14 protein-coding genes and 1 pseudogene are annotated in these 17967 nt (G+C 69.8%); 13 read left to right on the top strand and 2 right to left on the bottom strand.

Annotated elements, in window-relative coordinates; all coding sequences use genetic code 11:
- Positions 1-292 precede the first annotated feature (292 nt).
- Positions 293-2251: a DUF7800 domain-containing protein gene (locus AC08OQ_RS03445; protein WP_476598861.1), complete on the top strand. Its 1959-nt coding sequence runs from the start codon at positions 293-295 to the stop codon at positions 2249-2251.
- Between the two features lie 64 nt (positions 2252-2315).
- On the opposite strand, the gene AC08OQ_RS03440 is transcribed toward AC08OQ_RS03445, so the two are convergent.
- Both AC08OQ_RS03440 and AC08OQ_RS03435 read right to left on the bottom strand, forming a co-directional pair.
- The gene (locus AC08OQ_RS03440) at positions 2316-3065 is read right to left on the bottom strand and encodes an ABC transporter substrate-binding protein (RefSeq protein ID WP_476598859.1); all 750 of its coding nucleotides are present in this window, start codon (positions 3063-3065) and stop codon (positions 2316-2318) included.
- 61 nt (positions 3066-3126) lie between these two features.
- A pseudogene (locus AC08OQ_RS03435) lies at positions 3127-3699 on the bottom strand (ABC transporter substrate-binding protein); the annotation flags it as partial.
- 547 nt (positions 3700-4246) lie between these two features.
- On the opposite strand from AC08OQ_RS03435, the gene AC08OQ_RS03430 reads away from it, so the two are divergent.
- The 12 genes from AC08OQ_RS03430 (at position 4247) to AC08OQ_RS03375 (ending at position 17719) form a co-directional block, all read left to right on the top strand.
- Complete coding sequence (locus tag AC08OQ_RS03430) at positions 4247-7123, top strand: sensor histidine kinase (RefSeq protein WP_476598857.1); 2877 nt, start codon at positions 4247-4249, stop codon at positions 7121-7123.
- Positions 7120-7524, top strand: a complete 405-nt coding sequence (locus AC08OQ_RS03425) for a roadblock/LC7 domain-containing protein (RefSeq protein WP_476598855.1) — start codon at positions 7120-7122, stop codon at positions 7522-7524. Before AC08OQ_RS03430 ends, AC08OQ_RS03425 begins: the two co-directional genes overlap by 4 nt.
- 74 nt (positions 7525-7598) lie before the next feature.
- Positions 7599-7958: a DUF742 domain-containing protein gene (locus AC08OQ_RS03420; protein ID WP_462187236.1), complete on the top strand. Its 360-nt coding sequence runs from the start codon at positions 7599-7601 to the stop codon at positions 7956-7958.
- 131 nt (positions 7959-8089) lie between these two features.
- Complete coding sequence (locus AC08OQ_RS03415) at positions 8090-9019, top strand: proline dehydrogenase family protein (protein ID WP_476598853.1); 930 nt, start codon at positions 8090-8092, stop codon at positions 9017-9019.
- Between the two features lie 104 nt (positions 9020-9123).
- Positions 9124-10875, top strand: coding sequence for an L-glutamate gamma-semialdehyde dehydrogenase (pruA, locus tag AC08OQ_RS03410; RefSeq protein ID WP_476598852.1), 1752 nt, complete (start codon positions 9124-9126; stop codon positions 10873-10875).
- Positions 10876-11103: 228 nt separating this feature from the next.
- Positions 11104-11232: a hypothetical protein gene (locus AC08OQ_RS03405; protein WP_476595642.1), complete on the top strand. Its 129-nt coding sequence runs from the start codon at positions 11104-11106 to the stop codon at positions 11230-11232.
- Positions 11233-11283: 51 nt separating this feature from the next.
- Positions 11284-11862 carry a DUF5134 domain-containing protein gene (locus tag AC08OQ_RS03400; RefSeq protein WP_476598848.1) on the top strand — a complete coding sequence of 193 codons (579 nt, stop codon included), beginning with the start codon at positions 11284-11286 and terminating at the stop codon, positions 11860-11862.
- Positions 11863-11942: 80 nt separating this feature from the next.
- Positions 11943-12635, top strand: a complete 693-nt coding sequence (locus AC08OQ_RS03395; protein WP_476598846.1) for an AIM24 family protein — start codon at positions 11943-11945, stop codon at positions 12633-12635.
- Between the two features lie 403 nt (positions 12636-13038).
- Entirely contained in the window at positions 13039-13518 is a 480-nt protein-coding gene (gene bfr, locus AC08OQ_RS03390) for a bacterioferritin (protein ID WP_462187231.1), read from the top strand.
- Between the two features lie 385 nt (positions 13519-13903).
- Positions 13904-14515, top strand: coding sequence for a superoxide dismutase (locus AC08OQ_RS03385; RefSeq protein WP_462187230.1), 612 nt, complete (start codon positions 13904-13906; stop codon positions 14513-14515).
- Between the two features lie 940 nt (positions 14516-15455).
- Positions 15456-16208 (top strand): alpha/beta hydrolase, encoded by a 753-nt coding sequence (locus AC08OQ_RS03380; RefSeq protein WP_476604216.1) that lies wholly within the window; start codon positions 15456-15458, stop codon positions 16206-16208.
- A gap of 239 nt (positions 16209-16447) precedes the next feature.
- On the top strand, positions 16448-17719 hold the full coding sequence (locus AC08OQ_RS03375) for an aminoglycoside phosphotransferase family protein (protein ID WP_476598842.1): 1272 nt from the start codon (positions 16448-16450) through the stop codon (positions 17717-17719).
- Positions 17720-17967 lie beyond the last annotated feature (248 nt).

Genomic DNA, 17967 nt, shown 5'->3' with positions numbered 1-17967 from the left:
TACAGCCGACATACCTCCGATCTCCTCCGTGCGGCAACAGTTGGATAGACTGGCTCCTAGCTGAAGGAAGGAAGGCCCGAGTTTGAAGGCCCAGCTCAAAAATCTCCAGAATATCTTCGCTCGCGCTGCCGTGAACGGCGCTACACGACGAGCCTGTCGTCCGACTTCCTGGAGTGGCTCGCGTGGCGCCGTCGCCTGAAGGCGATCAGCCGAGTGTGGTCGTTAAGTAACACGCTGTCCATGCCGTGCGATAGCCGGACGTGCGTTCGTCTCGTTGGACGAGAGTGGGCGAATGACTCGTTCGCTCCTCGGCCCCATCCACCGGCACACCGAGGCAACGCGTGTCACTCTGTGGATGGAGGTCGACGCTGCTTGTGATGTCGAGGTCCGGGTCCCGCGTGGCGCACTCGCACGTGCGACGTTCGACCCGCCGGCTGGGCAGGCCCGTACCTTCGAGGTGGCCGGGCACCACTACGCAGTCGTCGTGGTCGAAGGCCTGACGCCGGGAGAGCCGGTTCCCTACGAGGTGTGGTTGACGGACGAGGTGTGGTTGACGGGCCCCGGGCCCGGAGGGCCGGCGGTCGGGTCCGAGCCGCCCACCGACGGCGCGGTGCGGGTCTGGCCGGAGCCGGGCAGGCCGCCGAGCCTGCTGCGTCCCGTCAAGGACGAGGGGCCCCTGCGGCTGGTCTTCGGCTCCTGCCGGGTGACCGCGCCGCAGGAGCAGCCGTACACCCTGAACGCCGATCAGGACAGCCGTGGACTCGGCACGGACGCGCTGCACGCCCTCGCCCTGGAACTGCCCGCGCACGACCCCGCCTCCTGGCCGGATGTCCTGCTTCTGCTCGGTGACCAGGTCTATGCCGATCATGTCTCCTCGCAGACGGCGGCGCGGCTTCGTGACCGGCGGGATGTCACCGTCCCGCCGGGGGAGGAGATCGCCGACTTCGAGGAGTACACCTGGCTGTACCAGGAGGCGTGGTCGCAGACGGACATCCGCTGGTTACTGTCAACGGTCCCGACGGCGATGATCTTTGACGATCATGATGTGCGAGACGACTGGAACATCTCCGCGGCATGGCGTACGGAGATTAGGGCCGCGCCGTGGTGGGACGCACGCGTCACCGGCGGGATCATGGCCTACTGGCTCTACCAGCACCTCGGTAACCTGGCCCCGGCCGTCCGGGAGTGTGATCCGGTGTTCCGGGCCGTGGTCGAGGCGGGAACCCCCGCAGTGCCCGAGGGCGGGGCCGCCCCGGCCAGCGTGGCCGACAGCGTGGCCGGCAGCGTGGCGGAGCAGGTGCTGCGCGCGTTCGCCCGACGGGCTGACGAGGCGGCAGACCACCCCGACGTGACCGCGGGGCGAACCGCCGCGGCCGATGGCCGGGTCGGTCCCCGTGCCGTCGCCCAGCCTGAGGGTGCCCAGCCTGAGGGCCACGGCGAACCGGCCGGCCGGGCGGTGCGATGGAGTTTCCGATGGGACCTCGGTCGGACCCGGCTGATCGTGATCGACTCCCGGTGTGCACGGGTGGTGTCCCCCGACGGTTCGCGGGCGATGATCGACGCCGTCGAGTGGGAGTGGGTGCGGGAACAGACCCTGCACGACGGCGAGGTGGATCACCTGTTGCTCGGCACCTCCGTCCCGTTCCTGCTGACACCGACGATCCACAACGTCGAGGCGGCCAGCGAGCTGATTGCGGGCGGGCGGTGGGGCCGACGGGCCGCGGCCGTGGCCGAGCGGGTCCGCCAGGCCCTCGACCTCGAACACTGGTCGGCCTTCGGCTCCTCCTTTGCCGCGATGGCGGAGCTGCTTCGGTCTATCTCGGCGGGGGAACGCGGTCCGGCGCCGGCCAGCGTGATCGTGCTGTCCGGTGACGTGCACCACGCCTATCTGGCCCGTGCCGACTTCCCGGCGCAGCCCGACCTCACCGCCGCGGCCACGGCGCCGAGCCCAGTGCGGCAGGCGGTGTGCTCGCCGTTCCGCAACCCGCTCGGTCCGGCGATCCGGCGGGTCGACGCGATCTCCCGGCGCGCTCCGCTAGCCGCATTCTCCGCGGCCTTCGCCCGCCTTGCCGGGGTGCGGGGCCGGTCCATCCGGTGGACGGTCACCCACGGACCCTGGTTCGATAGTCAGCTCGCCGTCCTCGAGCTCGACGGACGCGCGGCCCGGTTCCGGCTGGAGAAGACCGAGCCGGACGGCACCCCCGGCGGCCTCGATCCGGTGCTGGTGGCGGATCTCGCGCCGGCGAGGTGATCCGTGGACGGGCCGGGCGGAGAACGATCCGCGTACCTACTCGTTCCGTATACCTACTTGATACCTACTCGTTCCGTGTCCTGGTCCTGGTCCCTGGCGTCGACTGTGACGCCGATGTCGCCCCCGACGTCGCCCCCGATGACGGATGTCCGACAGCCGTCACGGCCGTCCCCGGCGCGGGCCACCTGACCGTCGTCGTGGCCAGGTCGCGGGGGTAGACGGTTCTGAACGTCGTACCGGTGGCCTGTTCGATCGCTGTTGCGGAAAGTGTGTTCTGGTGGGTTCCGTCGAAATGGACGCCGTTCCACGGTATGATGGTCGAACTCGCGGGTAGATTCAGGGCGGTCAACGCGGAGCGGACCAGTTCACGATCCGCACTGCCCGCGTCGTCGATTGCCTGCGCGATCGTGGTCACGGCGGTGAAGGCCTCGGCCGCATCCTCGGTCATCGGCGCCCCGAAATCGTGCAGATAGCGGTCGATTACTCTCGCGGCCAGCGGATTGGCCCGGGCGATGGGCATCGACCAGGCGACCTGACGGCTGACCCGATCGGCGAACTCGGGAACCGCGGCGAGTCGGGCGGCCTCCGCCGGGTCGCCGTACACGACAACCGCGGGTGGTATGTACCCACCATCCCGGAAAGTTTTTCCCAGAATTTCGCCCTGGCTGGGAGAAATATTCGTCAGTACAACGTCGGGTGCAGCGGTTCGCAAGGCGCCGACGGCGGCGGCCAGATCGCCGGTACCCGGCTGGCCTGTACCCGGCTGGTAGGCCACGCTCGCCACGACCGGGTAACCGGTCTCCTCGGCGAACATCTGCCACAGTCGCCTGCATATCGAGGCCGGTGGCGTCGTTGGTGTAAAGCAGGGCGACGCGTCGGCGCTCCTGGCCCGGCTGCTCGGCGTCACGCAGCAGGGACAGGAAGGTGCCGCCGTAGTCGGCCGCGTCGGGTCCGATCCGGAAGAACCAGCTCAGCCCACGTTCGGTCAGCGCCGTCAGCGGCGGGCCTCCGCTGACGAACGGGATCTGCAGGCGTTCGGCCCGCTGGCTGGCTTCCAGGGTGGCGTCCGGGGTGAACGCGCCGACGATGCCCACGACACCGTGGTTGGTCATTAAGCGTGACGTGACGTCCGCGGCCTGGCGCGGATCGCTGCTTGTGTCCAATGTCACAACAGAAAGCTGGGCCCGGCCGGATGGCCCCCAGGAACCTCTGGTCTCGTCGCCCGCCCAGCTTTCGCCGGCGTTGATGAGACGGCTGGCGAGCTCTGCTCCGCGTTGTGCGTCACGCCCCGTTTCGGGATTGCCCTGGGTCAGGGGGGCGAGCAGTCCGATCTTGACCTCGCCGGAAACTCGGGCCGGCTCGGCTTTGCCACCGCCATCGCAGGCGGCCAGCGCGACTACGGAGAGAAGCGCAAGGCCCGCGACCGTGCTTCGAAACCCGTGGATCATCGCGCTCCCCGCATGCCCGGCTCGGTGAGGAGTGAAAGCTGGCAGTGGCCAGAGGCGACACTAGTTGTTTGTCGGGCAACAACCGCAGCCGGGCTGCCCGGCAGCGCGGGTGATTGACGGGGCCGATCGTCAGGCGACCCCACCGGCGGCGGCATCGGGCGCCCACATAGTCTTTGCAGGCCAAGGCATAGTCTTTGCCGGCCGGGGCCGGGGCCGGGGCCGGGGCCGGGGCCGGGGCCGGGACTGGCCTGGCCTGGCCTGGCGGGACAGTTCCAGAGGGCGATCCGAGAGGGCGAGAGGTACGGATCTCGTGGTCCAGCCGGGAAGAAGGCGGGTCGCGACGGATGACCCGCCGGGGTCCTCTGTCGAGGGCCGGCATCGTGGCGCGGGCACACCCGGGGACCGGGAGCAGCTATCCCCGGTGCGGCGTCGGCGGCACTCGGCGGGGGCCTCGACCGCTACGGCTCCGACCGCCGCCGCGGCCATGACCGGGGCGGGGGAGTTCCGATCGCGTCCGTGGCGGCGGCCGCGCCTGCACGACCTCCCCGTGCGCGGGAAGCTCTTCGCGGCGTTGGCGGTGCCCATGGCGGCCTTCCTGGCGGTGGCGATTCTCGCCGGCGTGACCTGGCTGTCCGACGCCGCCAGCTACGGTCACGGGGTGACCGCGGCGAAACTCGGCCGGGACGTGACCGCGGCGGTGCACGAGATGCAGCTCGAGCGGGATCTCGCCGCGGGCTTCATCATGAGTGGGCGTGGCGCCAACCCGACCAGCAGGGCGCTGGCCGACCGGCTGAACACCGAGCAGCGTGTTGTGGACAAGGCGCTGACCCGTTTCCAGGCCTCGCTAAGGTCCTCCTCCGGCCGTCTCGGCCGAGGGGCCTCCCCGCTGTCCGCGCAGGTGCGGCAGAGCATCGCCGCACTGCCCGCGCTGCGCCAGGCCGTCCGGGGCGGGAAGCTGCCCATCGGCGCGATCCTGAGCGAGTACTCGACCACGATCAGCCGCCTGCTCGCCTTCGACCGCCGGATCGGGCAGGACAGGAACGACGACGAGCTCCGCTACTCCACCATGGTCCTCAATGACCTGTCGACCATCAAGGAGATCAACTCCCAGATCCGCGGTCAGCTCTACGCCACGGCCCTCACCGGCCGGTTCGAGTTCGGCGCCGCCGAACGGATGTCCGGTCTCCTCGCCGAGGAACAGACGGCCGAGGACGCGTTCCGCGCCGCAGCCCGCCCCAGCGACCGGATCCGCTACGATCAGATCGTCAACGGTCAGGCGCTGCTGACGGTCAAGCGCACCCCCGACCGTGCCGTCCAGCGTCAGCGACTGCCCGACCTCGGCATCGATCCCGACCAGTGGTTCGCGGCCAGCACCACCCACATCGAGCTGCTGCGCACCGTCGAGACCGGCCTGCTCGACAACGTCATCGGGTCCGCGAGCGAGCTGCGCTCCACCGCCTGGGAGCGGACCGCCATCCTCGGCGCGCTGATCATCACTATCATGGTCGGTGCGATCGTGTGGACGCTGGCGATCGCGCGCACGATGACCGGCCCCCTGCGCAGACTGCGGACGGGCGCCCTCGACGTCGCCCACGAGCGCCTTCCCCACCTGATCGAGCAGCTGCAAACCGCGTACCCGGACCAGGTCGACACGACGATCCGGTCCATCGCCATCGACTCCCGTGACGAGATCGGCGAGGTCGCGCGCACCTTCGACGAGCTGCAGCACGAGGCGGTGCGGCTGGCTACCGAACAGGCCGGCCTGCGGCGCAACGTCAACACCCTGTTCCTGAGCCTGTCCCGGCGCAGCCAGAGCCTCATCGAACGGCAGATCGCGCTCATCGACCGGCTGGAGGCCACCGAGGAGAACCCCCTCCAGCTGGAGAACCTGTTCAAGCTTGACCACCTGGCGACCCGGATGCGCCGCAACAGCGAGAACCTGCTCGTGCTCGCGGGGGCTGGACCGGGCCGGCGCCGGGCGGGTCCGGTACCGCTGGGTGACGTGCTGCAGGCCGCGATCGGCGAGATCGAGCAGTACGAACGGATCCAGATCATCGAGGTGCCGGAGGTGCAGGTTGCCGCCGACTCCGTCAACCACGTCGTCCACCTCGTCGCCGAGCTACTGGAGAACGCCGCCCAGTTCTCCCCGCCATACCTCGCGGTCGACCTCGCCGCGTCCCGCCTCGACGACGGCAGACTGCTCATCATCATCGACGACGCCGGCCTCGGGATGTCGGAGAAGGAGCTGACCGCAGCCAACCAGCGGCTGGCCGAGCCTCCGGTGTTCGACTTCTCGATCGCCCAACGCCTCGGCCTGTTCGTCGTGGCCCGCCTGGCCGCGCGGCACGACATCGCGGTGCGGCTGGCACGCTCGGATACCGGCGGGGTTCGCGCGCTCGTCCATCTGCCTGCCGTGCTGCTCGTCGCGAGCATCCCGCCTCGTGGCACCGCGCCTCGTGGCAACGGCCTAGCGGCTCCCGGCCTGGCGGCTCCCGGTGCGACGGGCCTGAACGGTCACGGTCCTACAGGTCCTACCGGTTCTGTGGGGCCTGCGGGGTCGCTCGGCGGTCCCGATACGCCGCCGGCCGGTCTCGGCTCCTACACCTCCTACACACCGACCGAGGAGTGGTTCCGGCCGCGCGGTGTCGATCTTGGCGTCGTCGGCGAGCTCGCCGACGACGCCGACTCGTCCACCGTGGCCGAGGCCGGTGGCGGGTCGCGTCTGGGCGCCGCCACGGGATCGGAGGGCGGGGCCGTCCTGCCTCCGATCGAGGAGGCGGTGGCCGCGCTCCGTCGTCGGCGCGAGCGTGGGGCGGACAGAAGGATGCGCGCCACCGCGGCGCGGCCGCCCGAGCCCTCCGAGCCCTCCGAGGAGAAGTTCAACTGGTTCACGCGAGATCCGGCACCGTCGCGTTCCGCGGTGCGCATCCCACCCGCGTCCCTCGAGCCACCCGCGTCCCTCGAGCCACCCGCGGCCGGTGGGGCGGCGTGGTCGGGCGGGGCGGTAACCGTCGGTGGGGTATCGGGCTCGGGCGAAGCGGCGGTGAGTGACCATCCCCCCATCGGGCCAGACGGTCCCAGGACCCCCTCCGGGCTGCCGATCCGCGCCCCGCAGACCCACGGGCTCCTCGGTCCGGACCCGTTGGGCACGCCCCCGTCCAGGTCCGCGACCGCTCGCCCCCCCCGATGCCGGCCCCGACCTTTTCGGCCCGGCAGCGGCGCTCACGCTGGCCCCGGAACAGCAGACGGTGGCGCCCGAACGGATCCGCGGCCGCCTGAGCCGACTGTACGAAGGCGTTCACCATGCTCGTGGTGTCAAGGGAGACCCCTGACGAGCCTGGCAGCGACGGATGACCATCCGCATCCCTCCTGCCTGCGCGCGGACACCGCACTCCCTGATTCGCATAGTCTGGAGGACGCGTGACCCGCGCGGATCCCGAGAATCCCTCGCTCGACTGGCTCGTCAACAACTTCGTCGACTTCGTGCCCGGTGTGGCCAATGCGATCGTCGCGTCCTCGGACGGGCATCTTCTCGCCGTCTGCACTGGTTTCCCGCGTGAGCGGGCGGAACGGCTGAGTTCCCTCGCGTCCGGTCTGTTCAGCCTGACCTTGGCCGCCGCCGACTTCGTGGACGGCGGCCACGTCACCCAGACCATCGTCGAGATGGCCCAGGGCTCGCTGCTGCTCATGGCCGTCGGGGAGGGGTCCTACCTGGCCGTGCTCGCCACCAACACCTGCGATATCGGGCTCGTAGGGTACGAGATGACGGTGCTCGTCGCCCGGACCCGGGAGGCGCTCATCCCGGCCCGCCGCGAAAATGTGTGACCAGGTGCCCACCAGGTGACATCCCCCATGACCCCATGACCCCATGACCCCATACCCCATGACCAGGTGACCAGGTGAACGGGGACGCGGTGGAGCCGTCGGGCGAGCTCGTGCGGCCGTACACGGCGACCCGCGGCCGGGCGCGCCCGTCCCGTCTGCTGGCGCTCGAGGCCATGGTGACCACGACACCGCTCGGCCGCGGGCGGCTGCCGGTCCTGCTTCTCGAACAGAAGTCGATCGTCGCGATGTGCGTGCAGCCTCAGTCGGTGATCGAGATCGCGGCCGAGCTGCGTTTGCCTGTGGGCGTAGTCCGCGTGCTCGTCGCCGACGCGGCGGCGGACCGCCTGGTGGAGATCTCCCAGCTCACCATGCCGACGGGAGCCCCGCAGCTCGAGTTGCTCGACCGGGTACTCGCCGGCCTGCGTCGCCTCTGAGCCGGCGCGCTCTGAGCCGGCGCGGCATTCCGCGCCGCTAGGCTGGACAGAGCATCGAGCTTACGTGAAGCTTCGGATCACACTTATTCTGTCACGTCTATTCTGTCACGTCGCCTCAGGGGACGATCGATATGATCCAAAAGCTGATGCCTCCCGTGTCCCGCCATCCGCTCACCCGCGCGCTCGTCACACGTACCCCCCTTGCCCGGGGGATCATCGATCGCTTTGTCGCCGGCCCGTCCGACGCGGACGCGGTCGCCGCGGTAGCCGGACTTGCGGACCTCGGCCTCCTGGCGACGGTGGATCTGCTCGGTGAGGACATCACCCGTGCGGAGGACGCGGCCCACACCCTGCTGGCCTACCTCGGGCTGCTCGACCTCGCCGACCGCGCGGGGATCGCCGCCGGTCTCGACGTCTCGGTGAAGCTGTCTGCGCTCGGTCAGGCCGTGCCCCGCGACGGCCGCAAGCTGTCGTACGAGAACGCCGCCGAGATCTGCGCGCGGGCAGCGGCGGCGAACGCGACGGTCACCCTGGACATGGAGGATCACACCACCACGGACTCGACGTTGGACACCCTGGTGGAGCTGCGTCGGGACTTCCCCTCCGTCGGCGCCGTCCTGCAGGCGCAGCTTCTGCGCACCGAGACGGACTGCCGTGACCTCGCCACCGCCGGGTCACGGGTGCGGCTGTGCAAGGGCGCCTACCGCGAACCGCCCGCCGTAGCCCACCAGGGACGTCCGGCTGTCGCCGCCGCGTACGCCCGCTGTCTGGGAATCTTGCTCACCGGATCGGGCTATCCCATGATTGCCACTCACGACCCCGCCCTCCTGAACCTCGCCGGCCGGTTCGCCGAGCACGTGGGACGCCTGCCCGCGACCTTCGAATACCAGTTGCTGTACGGGGTACGCCCGGTCGAGCAGCGGCGGTTGGCGTCGACCGGGGCCACGGTGCGGGTGTATGTGCCCTACGGGGCGGACTGCGTGCCGTACCTGACCCGGCGGCTGGTGGAGAGACCCACGAACCTGCTGCTCGCCGCTCGCGCGCTCCGGAGTCGGGCCTGAGATGCGGTGGGCCTGGGATTATGGGCGGGCCTGGGATGCGGGCCGGCTGAGACGCGGGCAGGCTGGACGGGGGACGGAGCGTGCGGCGGGACGAAGCAGAGCGCGTGGCGACCGGACCGGTGACGGTTCCGGTCGCGCGTAACGAACCGGTCCGTTCCTACGCCCCGGGTAGCCCGGAACGTGCCAGTCTGCGGCGGGCCCTGCTCCGGCTGGGCGGTGAACATATCGAGCTGACCAACACGATCGGGGGACACCAGCATCTCGGCGGCGGCCCGGCCCGCGACGTCGTGCAGCCTCATGCATACCGGCGGGTGCTCGGAACGCTGCGAGAGAGCACCCACGCGGACGCGGCCGAGGCGGTCGCCGCGGCGAAGAAGGCCGCCCCCGGCTGGCGGGATCTGGGTTTCGCGGGACGGGCCGCGGTGCTCCTGCGCGCCGCGGAGGCCCTCTCCGGCCCGTGGCGGGACACGTTGAACGCGGCCACCATGCTGGGCCAGTCGAAGACCTGCCAACAGGCGGAGATCGACGCCGCCTGCGAACTGATCGACTTCTGGCGGTTCAACGTGATGTTCGCCGCCGAGTTGCTGGCCGACGTGCCGGCCAGCGGGGCCGGGGAATGGAACCGGCTGGATCTGCGTCCGCTGGAGGGATTCGTCTACGCGGTCAGCCCGTTCAACTTCACCGCCATCGCCGGGAACCTGGCGACCGCGCCGGCGTTGATGGGGAACACCGTCGTCTGGAAGCCGGCTCCCACGCAGGCGTTTGCCGCGCATTTCCTGATGCGGCTGCTGGAATCGGCGGGGTTGCCGCCCGGCGTCATCAACCTCGTCGGCGGTTCGGGTGAACCGGTCAGCGACGTGGTGTTCTCCGACCCGGATCTGGCCGGCGTTCATTTCACCGGTTCTCCCGCCGTCTTCGCCCGGCTGTGGCGGTCGGTCGGCGAGAACCTGGACGGCTACCGTGCCTATCCGCGGATCGTCGGGGAGACCGGTGGCAAGGACTTCGTGGTGGCGCATTCCTCGGCCGACGTCGACGTGCTGCGTACCGCGCTGCTGCGGGGGTCCTTCGAGTACAGCGGCCAGAAATGCTCGGCGGCCTCCCGGGCGTACCTGCCCGCAAGCCTGTGGCGGCGCCTGGACGCCGAACTCGCCGCCGCGACCGAGGCACTGTCGGTGGGGGACGTCAGCGACTTCGACCATTTCACCGGTGCGGTCATCGATGCGCGCGCCTACGATCGCCTGGCCGCCGCATGCACCCGTGCTGCCAGCGATTCGACCGTCACCGTTCTCGCCGGGGCACAGTGCGACGACGCTGTCGGCTGGTTCGTCCGGCCGACGGTGCTGCTCGGCACCGATCCCGGGCGGGAATGGTTCACCCGCGAGCTGTTCGGCCCGATCCTGTCGGTTCACGTCTACGACGACAACCGGCCGGGGGCCTGGGACGACGTGCTGACACTGATCGACCGGACCTCGTCCTACGCGCTCACCGGTGCCGTCGTCGCGACCGACCGCTCGGCGATCGCCCGCGCCGAACACGTGCTGCGCTTCGCGGCCGGCAACTTCTACATCAATGACAAGCCGACCGGGGCCGTGGTCGGCCGGCAGCCGTTCGGCGGCGCTCGCCGTTCCGGCACCAACGACAAGGCCGGTTCCGCGCAGAACCTGCTGCGCTGGATCAGCCCACGGGTGATCAAGGAGAATCTCGCTCCGCCTGCCGACCACGTGTATCCCTACATGGGGCCCGGGGCCTTTGGCGTGACCGGCGACCGTGCGTCCGGTGGCGCGTCCGGTGGTGTCGTGGGTGGGCTGCCGGACGACTCCGCCGGGGGTCCCCCGGCCCCTGACCGCGCGCCCTGACTGCGGGCCCCCTGACTGCGCCCCGTGTCCGTGCCCCCGGAATCCGGTAAACGCGCAGACGTTTCCCTAAGAGGATCTTAGACTGATATTCCTGATTGGTCCGCTACCCCGGGAGACGGCATGTCCGGATCTACTCGCGAACGTCACATTTTGATCTTTTGCGGAAAATGCAACTGTGGTTGCCCGGAGCTCTTCGTCGACCACGAGGCTCCGGCGGAGCGGCGCATCGTGCTGACCGATGACTTCGGCCAGCGGATCCAGATGAGTGTCGAACAGCTCCAGGCCATCGTCGACGAGGCCCGTGCCGGCAGCATCACCGCACTGGTCGACGCCGAACTGGCCCTGGGCGTGAGCTGACGTGCGACGTGCCGTAACTGGACGGAAGCCTGGACGGGAACCCGCGGATCGGTGACACACCACCACCCGGCAGCGGCGTACGCACTGGCCCCACCACAGGCGGTGGCCGTCGTTGCCGCGGTCGCCTGCGCGTTGCTGGCGATGTTCCACGCCGGACGTCTCGCCGACGCGCTTGTGCGAGCCCGGCGGAGGGCCGTGTACCCACCGGCCGAGATTGGGCACACGGTGGTGGCCGCGGGAATGGCCGTCATGTTCGTCGGCCCACGCTGGATGACGTCGTCGGTGGTGTTCGCCGTCGCTTATCTGGCGCTGGCCGGCGTCTTCTTCCTTCTTGTCCTGACGGACCCGACCTGCGAGCCGCCGCGGTGGTCCTGCTGCTCGATGCTCGTCATCGAGGGGTTGGCGATGGCGTACATGGCCCGAGCGGACAGGTGGCCGGTCGGTGATTCGACCGGTCTGACGAATCTGACCGACTGGTTCGCGGTGATCTTCACTGTGGCGGTGCTGGCTGCTATCGGTGGCCCGCTGGTCCGCAGGGTCAGGCCGGGCTGGGTGACCCACACGCCGCCGGTGACATCGGCCACGTCCCGACTGGTCATGGCCGGCGCGATGCTGCTGATGCTGCTCTGACGGGCGGGTGCCGGTCTACCCGCCATACTCCCGTCGGTATTCCCACCGGTGTGGCCCGAACGGGTGTGGATGGGCGTTGAATGGAGGCCATGAGCCAGCCACTCGCGACCTTCGCGGGGGGCCCCGCCGCGGGCCCCCCGTTCGCCTTGGAAGAGGGCGATCGCATGCTGCGGGTACGCCTCGACGGCGGCGAGATGTACGCCAAACAGGGAGGCATGGTGGCCTATCGCGGCCGCGTCGACTTCGCCTACAAGGGCCAGGGAGTCGGTGGATTCCTGCGGCGGGCGGTTACCGGTGAGGGCCAGGACCTGATGAGGGTCGCCGGCCACGGAAGCGTCTGGTTCGCCGAGTCCGGAAGCCACATCTCGGTCTTCACGCTCGACAACGACAGCCTGACGGTCAACGGCCGCAGCCTGCTCGCGCTGGAGTCCGGCATCCGCTACAAGGTCACCACGACGTCCGGTGGCATCGGCGCCATGATCGCCGGTGGGATCTTCAACACCGAGGTTTCCGGCAGCGGCGGCGTCGCCGTGCTGTGCCTGGGCGCTCCCCTGGTGTTGTCGACGGACGAGCCGGTCTGCGTCGACCGGGATGCCGCGGTCGCCTGGACGGCGGGCATACGTACCCGGGTGGTCTCCTCGTTCAAGATAGGCAACCTCATGGGGCGTAGCTCGGGGGAGCTCGCGCAGATCGAGTACTCCGGCCGGGGGGGATTCGTCGTCGTCCAATGTGGTGAGACGCCGGCCGCCGGGACCGCCACCGATCGCCACTGACCACCACCGCCGCCACTGAACCGACTGCCGGAAGCGTGCCGGCAGGGGCTCGCCGGGCCGGCACGAAGTCGTCGCGGGGAAATGACGCCATGATTATGACGGTCCGTCGCACGCTGCCCGCGCGCTTCCTCCGTGCTGGATTTCTACCTTACAGTAAACCTTACCTGCATTTACGTTCAGGCGGATGTGAGGGGTGCGGGTTCAGGTTCGCTGCGAAATCCGTATCCGTGTGATGTGCTGTCCGCTGGAGGTTCCGCCTGTCGGCTCGCGCGGACCGTCGGAGGTCATCGCCGCTGGTTGAGGCGCCACGGCGGGTCGATCAAGCGGTGCGGGACGGGGCACTCCCTCGGTATGATGACGAGCGGCGTCCGGCCGGCGATGTCCGACAGGAGGTGGAGGTCATATGGTGACGCGTGGTGACGTGGAAATCATCGAAATTCTGAACAGTGTGCTGACGAACGAGCTCACGACCATCAACCAGTACTTTCTGCACAGTCGTATGCAACGTAACTGGGGATATCGGCGGATCGCCGAGCACTATTATCGCGAGTCGATCGACGAGATGAAGCACGCGGATCAGCTCATCGAGCGGGTGCTGTATCTCGGCGGTCTGCCGAACCTGCAGCGTCTGCACACGCTGCGTATCGGGGAGACGGTGCCCGAGCAGCTCGAGGTGGACCGGTCCGGGGAGTTCGAGGCGGTTGACCTGCTGCGCCGGGGGGTCGCACTCTGCCGGGAGCGGGGCGACGTCGGATCGGCCGTGCTCCTCGAGCGGATCCTCGTCTCCGAGGAGGAGCACATCGACTGGCTCGACGCCCAGCTGGAGCTGATCTCCCAGCTTGGTGCGGCCCATTACCTCGCCCAACAGATCCATGAGGAGTAGCGGAAGGTAATGGGCGGTGGCGAGGAATGGCGGAGTAATCCCGTTTTCGTTTCCTCGCCGTTACGCACTGTTGTTGGCGCTGCGAACGGGTCGATCCTTTGAGTGTCATGGTGTCGGGTCTCGCCATGCAAGCCCCATCCGACTGGCGATAGTGTCCAGTCGGGGGATCGCGCGGAGGATTGCAGCAGCGAAGCCGACCGTCCACAGGGTGCCGTCGAGGCGGTGCCGCGGGAGAGGAGGGAGGGCCGATGAGCATCGCCGGGTCCTGTCCGCCCCCTCCGCTCCGGGTGGCCGCCGGCTCCACCGCACCGCCCATCTGACCTCCGAGAGCTCCGTACGGGACTCCTCGGATGAATTCCTTATGAATGGAAAGGATCGTGCGCTAGTGGCGACGTACACGCTGCCGGACCTGAACTACGACTACGGTGCTCTGGAACCGTCCATTATCGGGCAGATAGTCGAACTGCACCACGACAAGCACCACGCGACCTACGTCAAGGGTGCCAATGACACTCTTGAGAAGATCGCCGAAGCGCGCGACAAGGGTGACTTCGGTGCCATCGTGGGCCTGGAGAAGACGCTCGCCTTCAACCTTTCCGGGCATATTCTCCACTCGATCTACTGGGAGAACCTCTCGCCGGACGGCGGGGACAAGCCGGACGGTGCGCTCGGTGAGGCCATCGCCGCCGACTTCGGTTCCTTCGACGCCTTCAAGGCGCAACTGAACGCGGTGACCACCACGGTGCAGGGCTCCGGGTGGGGCGTCCTGGCCTACGACGCCACCGCGCAGCGTCTGCTCATCGAGCAGGTGTACGACCACCAGAGCAACGTCGGCGTGGGCAACACCCCGCTGCTCGTGTTCGACGCCTGGGAGCATGCCTGGTACCTGCAGTACAAGAACGTCAAGGTCGACTACGTGGCGGCCCTGTGGAACGTCGTCAACTGGGCCGACGTGGCTGCCCGTTTCGTGAAGGCCAAGGGCGCGGCGGCGGCCTGACCGTGGTGCGGGTTGGTTCCCCGACGCACAGGACCGTGCCCGGAGAACCGAAATAGTTGATCATTAAACGTGCACGAACAATGTGCGCGGATCATGACAAGGGCAGCGCCTCCGGCGGTGCCCTTGTCGTCATTTTCCGGTGTTTCGGGGCGGGGTCCACGAGGTCCGGTCACCGGCTTCGCGGCCGGCTTCCCGGCTGGCCTTGCCGCCGGTCTGGCCGACCGGACACCTTTCGGTCGACGTCACGTCAGCGTCGGGCCGGCGTGTCGTGGAGTGATATACGACACACCGTGAACGGCTTGACGGCTTCCCTTCTCGCTACGCAGGGTAGTAGACATGTTCGTGGACGTGCTCCGGCCCGATCGACGCCAGTCCGAGATCCTCCCGTCGCCGTCGTCCTGGCGACGTTGTCGCTGATCTGCCGGCGGCCCCGAGCCTGCCGGCGGCCCCGAGCCGAGCGATCCGTCCCGGCCGCGGGCGGCCAGCGGTCCGGCATCCTCCGCCTCCCGGTGGGCTCCTGACGTTCGCCGGCAGGCGACGTGCGGCAGGTGGTCGTTTCCCAGGGGCCGGCTCCCGAGACCGACCGCAGCGGTACCGCCGTCGAAGAACCACCCGTCGCCGCTGCTGGTCACCCCGTACGACTCGCGAGCACGGCCGCCGCGATGTCCAGGCCGCCGTTGTCCTCGTCTCGTGGCGGGCGGCAGCCGCGTGTTACTCCGGTCGCCGGGCCGTCGGACCGATCATCGGCGGGCCGGACACCTTCCCTCTCCTACTCTTCAAGCCCTTTCCTGGTCTCCGAGGCGAGATCAACGATTGATGTCGCCTCGACGCCGCGCCCGCGGCACGTCCGGCCCGCCTGCCGCGACGATCCGTTCCGTCCGAAGGAGATCTGGCGCCGATGCCGTCGCCGACCACTCAGTTGTCCGTCGATGATCTACGGATGGCCTCGCCCACCTCGTCCGCGGCGGGCAGGCAATCCCGCGCCCGCGCCATCGTCGGTCCGCAGCGGGGCAGCTCCGTCGCGCCAACCGCAGGCAGGCCGGCCGCGACACCCACCGTCTCTCCGGCGTCGATCGTCTCTCCGGCCTCCACTGCCGTCCCGGCCGCGATCCCGGTTCCGTCGACGCGTCGGCTCCCGGCGCCCTCTCCCGCCTCCGGCGGGGCACCCGGGGAATATGTGCGCGCGGTGGTCGCGGTGCTGCTCGGGCGCGGTGAGCAGGCCGGCCCGTTCCACCTTCTCGCCGATCGGCTCGCGCTGGACGGCTACCTGGTGACCGTCGTTCCCGACGGTGGCCGCCGGGTGCCCGCGGTGGCCGAGAACCGGGTGCCGGGCGTCCCGTTCGTCCTCCTCGGTTCCGACACGGGGGCCCTCGCGGCGCTGGCGATGGCCGCCTCCCCTGCGGTACGCCCCGACGGTGTGATCCTGGTCGGCCTGCCGCTCCTGCAGGTTCCCGTCGCGGGGGTGGCCATCGAGGAACCGTTGCCGCGTGCCCTGCCCGACCTCCCGATCCTGCTCATCCACGGTGCGCAGGACAAGGTCAGCCCGCTACCCCTGATCCGGATGACGACGCGCACCGCGTCCCGGGCGGAGCTCGTGGTCGTCCCGGGCGGCCACGATGTGCTGACGGGTCCGGGGCGTCGCAGCGTCGCCGCGCGGACCCTGCTCTTCCTGGAGTCCCTCCGCGAGGCCTGACCCCCGGCGAGCCTGCCGGCCCGGAGCCGGCAGCGGGTCGCGATCGTCGCCGCCCGCATACTCGGCACGGCCGTTCGGCCCACTCGGTGAGGGCCGAACGGCCATCCGGGCGTGACATCCGGCGGATCGGCTGGTCCGTCCCGGCAGGGCACCGTTGACGACACCGCCGCCGGACCCCTGCGGGTCCTGGCCAACCGTCGTCTACTCCCTGTTACTCTCCGTTGCCTCCGGGAGAGATCATGTCCGCCGCAGAGGTTCTGACCGCTGAGACCGCTCTGACCCCTCCCGCTCCGCCGAGTTTCCTCGGCGGGCCAACCCCCACGCTGCACACCGTGGAGACGACGACCGCGCTGCTGTTCTTCGTGGGCGAGCGGGTCTACAAGATGCCCAAACCCGTCATGGCCGGATCCGTGGACCTGCGACGGCGGCAGGCGCGGGAAGAGGCCTGCCAGACCGAGGTGGCCCTCAACCGGCGGCTGGCGCCGGACGTGTACCTCGCCGTCGCGGACGTCCGCGACGAGGCCGACCTCCTGCGCGATCACATGGTCGTCATGCGTCGGCTGCCCGTCGCGCGCCGCCTGACGACGCTGGTCGAGCGGGGCGGGTGGGTCGATCAACAGCTGCGTGACCTCGCGCGCCGACTCGCGGCGTTCCACGAGAGCTGCGAGACCTCGGCCCGGATCGGTGCGGCGGGCAGCCTGGCGGCTATGCAGGCTCGCTGGCTGGACCTGCTGCGCGCCGTCGCGCCGTTTCGCGGCGAGGTCCTGGCCGCCGATGTCGTCGACGAGATCGAGCGACTCGCGCTGCGCTACCTCGCCGGGCGGGCTCCGCTGCTGGCTGAGCGGCGGCGGGCCGGCCGGATCCGGGACGGTCACGGCGATCTCATCGCCGACCACGTCTTCTGCCTGTCCGACGGCGTACGGGTGATCGACTGCCTGGCGTCCGACCGGCAGGGCCGGATCGGTGACGTGTCGGCCGACGCCGCGTGCCTCGCGATGGACCTGGAGCGGCTCGGCGCGCCGGACGAGGCGCGCCGGTTCCTGGCCTGGTACCGGGAGTTCTCCGCCGAGACGCATCCGGTGTCGCTGGACCATCACTACATTGCCTACCAGGCGGTCGTCCACGCCAAGATCGCCTGTTTGCGGCACAACCAGGGTGAGCCGGGCGCCGCCGAGCAGGCGGCGCGGTTGGCCGCGATCGCCCTCGACCACCTGCGCCGCGGCCGCGTCCGCCTCGTCCTTGAGGGGTCGATCAGCGACGAGCAGGCCATCGCCGTCTCCCGGCCCGCCGAGGATGTGGATGGCGTGGGCGTGGGCGTGGGCGTGGGGGTAGGCGTGGAGGTGAACGGGGCCGGGGCGGAAGCGTGGGCGGGGGCGCTGTGCCGCGCGCGAGAGGCGCTGATACACGGCGAGACCGTCGTGCTGGACATCTCCTCCGCCCGTCCCGACGATCTTGTCCGGATCGCGGCGCTGGCTGAGAAGACGGCCGCGGATCTGGTGCGGTCCCGCTGACGCAGCCGATCCGGACACCCGACCCGGACCGGGAAGTGATCCGCGCCGAGGAGTGTTCCCGCTGGTTCCGGCGATACGAGCCCCCCATCGTTGCTTAGAGTAATCGGATCGGGGTGAAGCGCGTACGCTTAGTTGCCGTGACGACTGTAACGTCGCCGCCACCCGCGCAGAGTGGGGGAGCCCCCTCGGCCGGTCGCCGGGCGACCGCGCGTCGTCGCCGTGGCGGTGGGGAGCCCGGTGGCCCGGGC

Source organism: Frankia sp. CcCS3 (assembly GCF_977927575.1).
This window is presented reverse-complemented; position numbering and strand designations above follow the sequence as displayed.

What these genes read in the sequence shown, in the direction of transcription:
- AC08OQ_RS03395 (WP_476598846.1), top strand. Translation starts at nt 11,943, where the DNA reads ATGGAGGCCATGAGCCAGCCACTCGCGACCTTCGCGGGGGGCCCCGCC.
- bfr (WP_462187231.1), top strand. Translation starts at nt 13,039, where the DNA reads ATGGTGACGCGTGGTGACGTGGAAATCATCGAAATTCTGAACAGTGTG.
- AC08OQ_RS03415 (WP_476598853.1), top strand. Translation starts at nt 8,090, where the DNA reads ATGATCCAAAAGCTGATGCCTCCCGTGTCCCGCCATCCGCTCACCCGC.
- AC08OQ_RS03375 (WP_476598842.1), top strand. Translation starts at nt 16,448, where the DNA reads ATGTCCGCCGCAGAGGTTCTGACCGCTGAGACCGCTCTGACCCCTCCC.
- AC08OQ_RS03380 (WP_476604216.1), top strand. Translation starts at nt 15,456, where the DNA reads ATGGCCTCGCCCACCTCGTCCGCGGCGGGCAGGCAATCCCGCGCCCGC.
- AC08OQ_RS03440 (WP_476598859.1), bottom strand. Translation starts at nt 3,065, where the DNA reads ATGTTCGCCGAGGAGACCGGTTACCCGGTCGTGGCGAGCGTGGCCTAC.
- AC08OQ_RS03445 (WP_476598861.1), top strand. Translation starts at nt 293, where the DNA reads ATGACTCGTTCGCTCCTCGGCCCCATCCACCGGCACACCGAGGCAACG.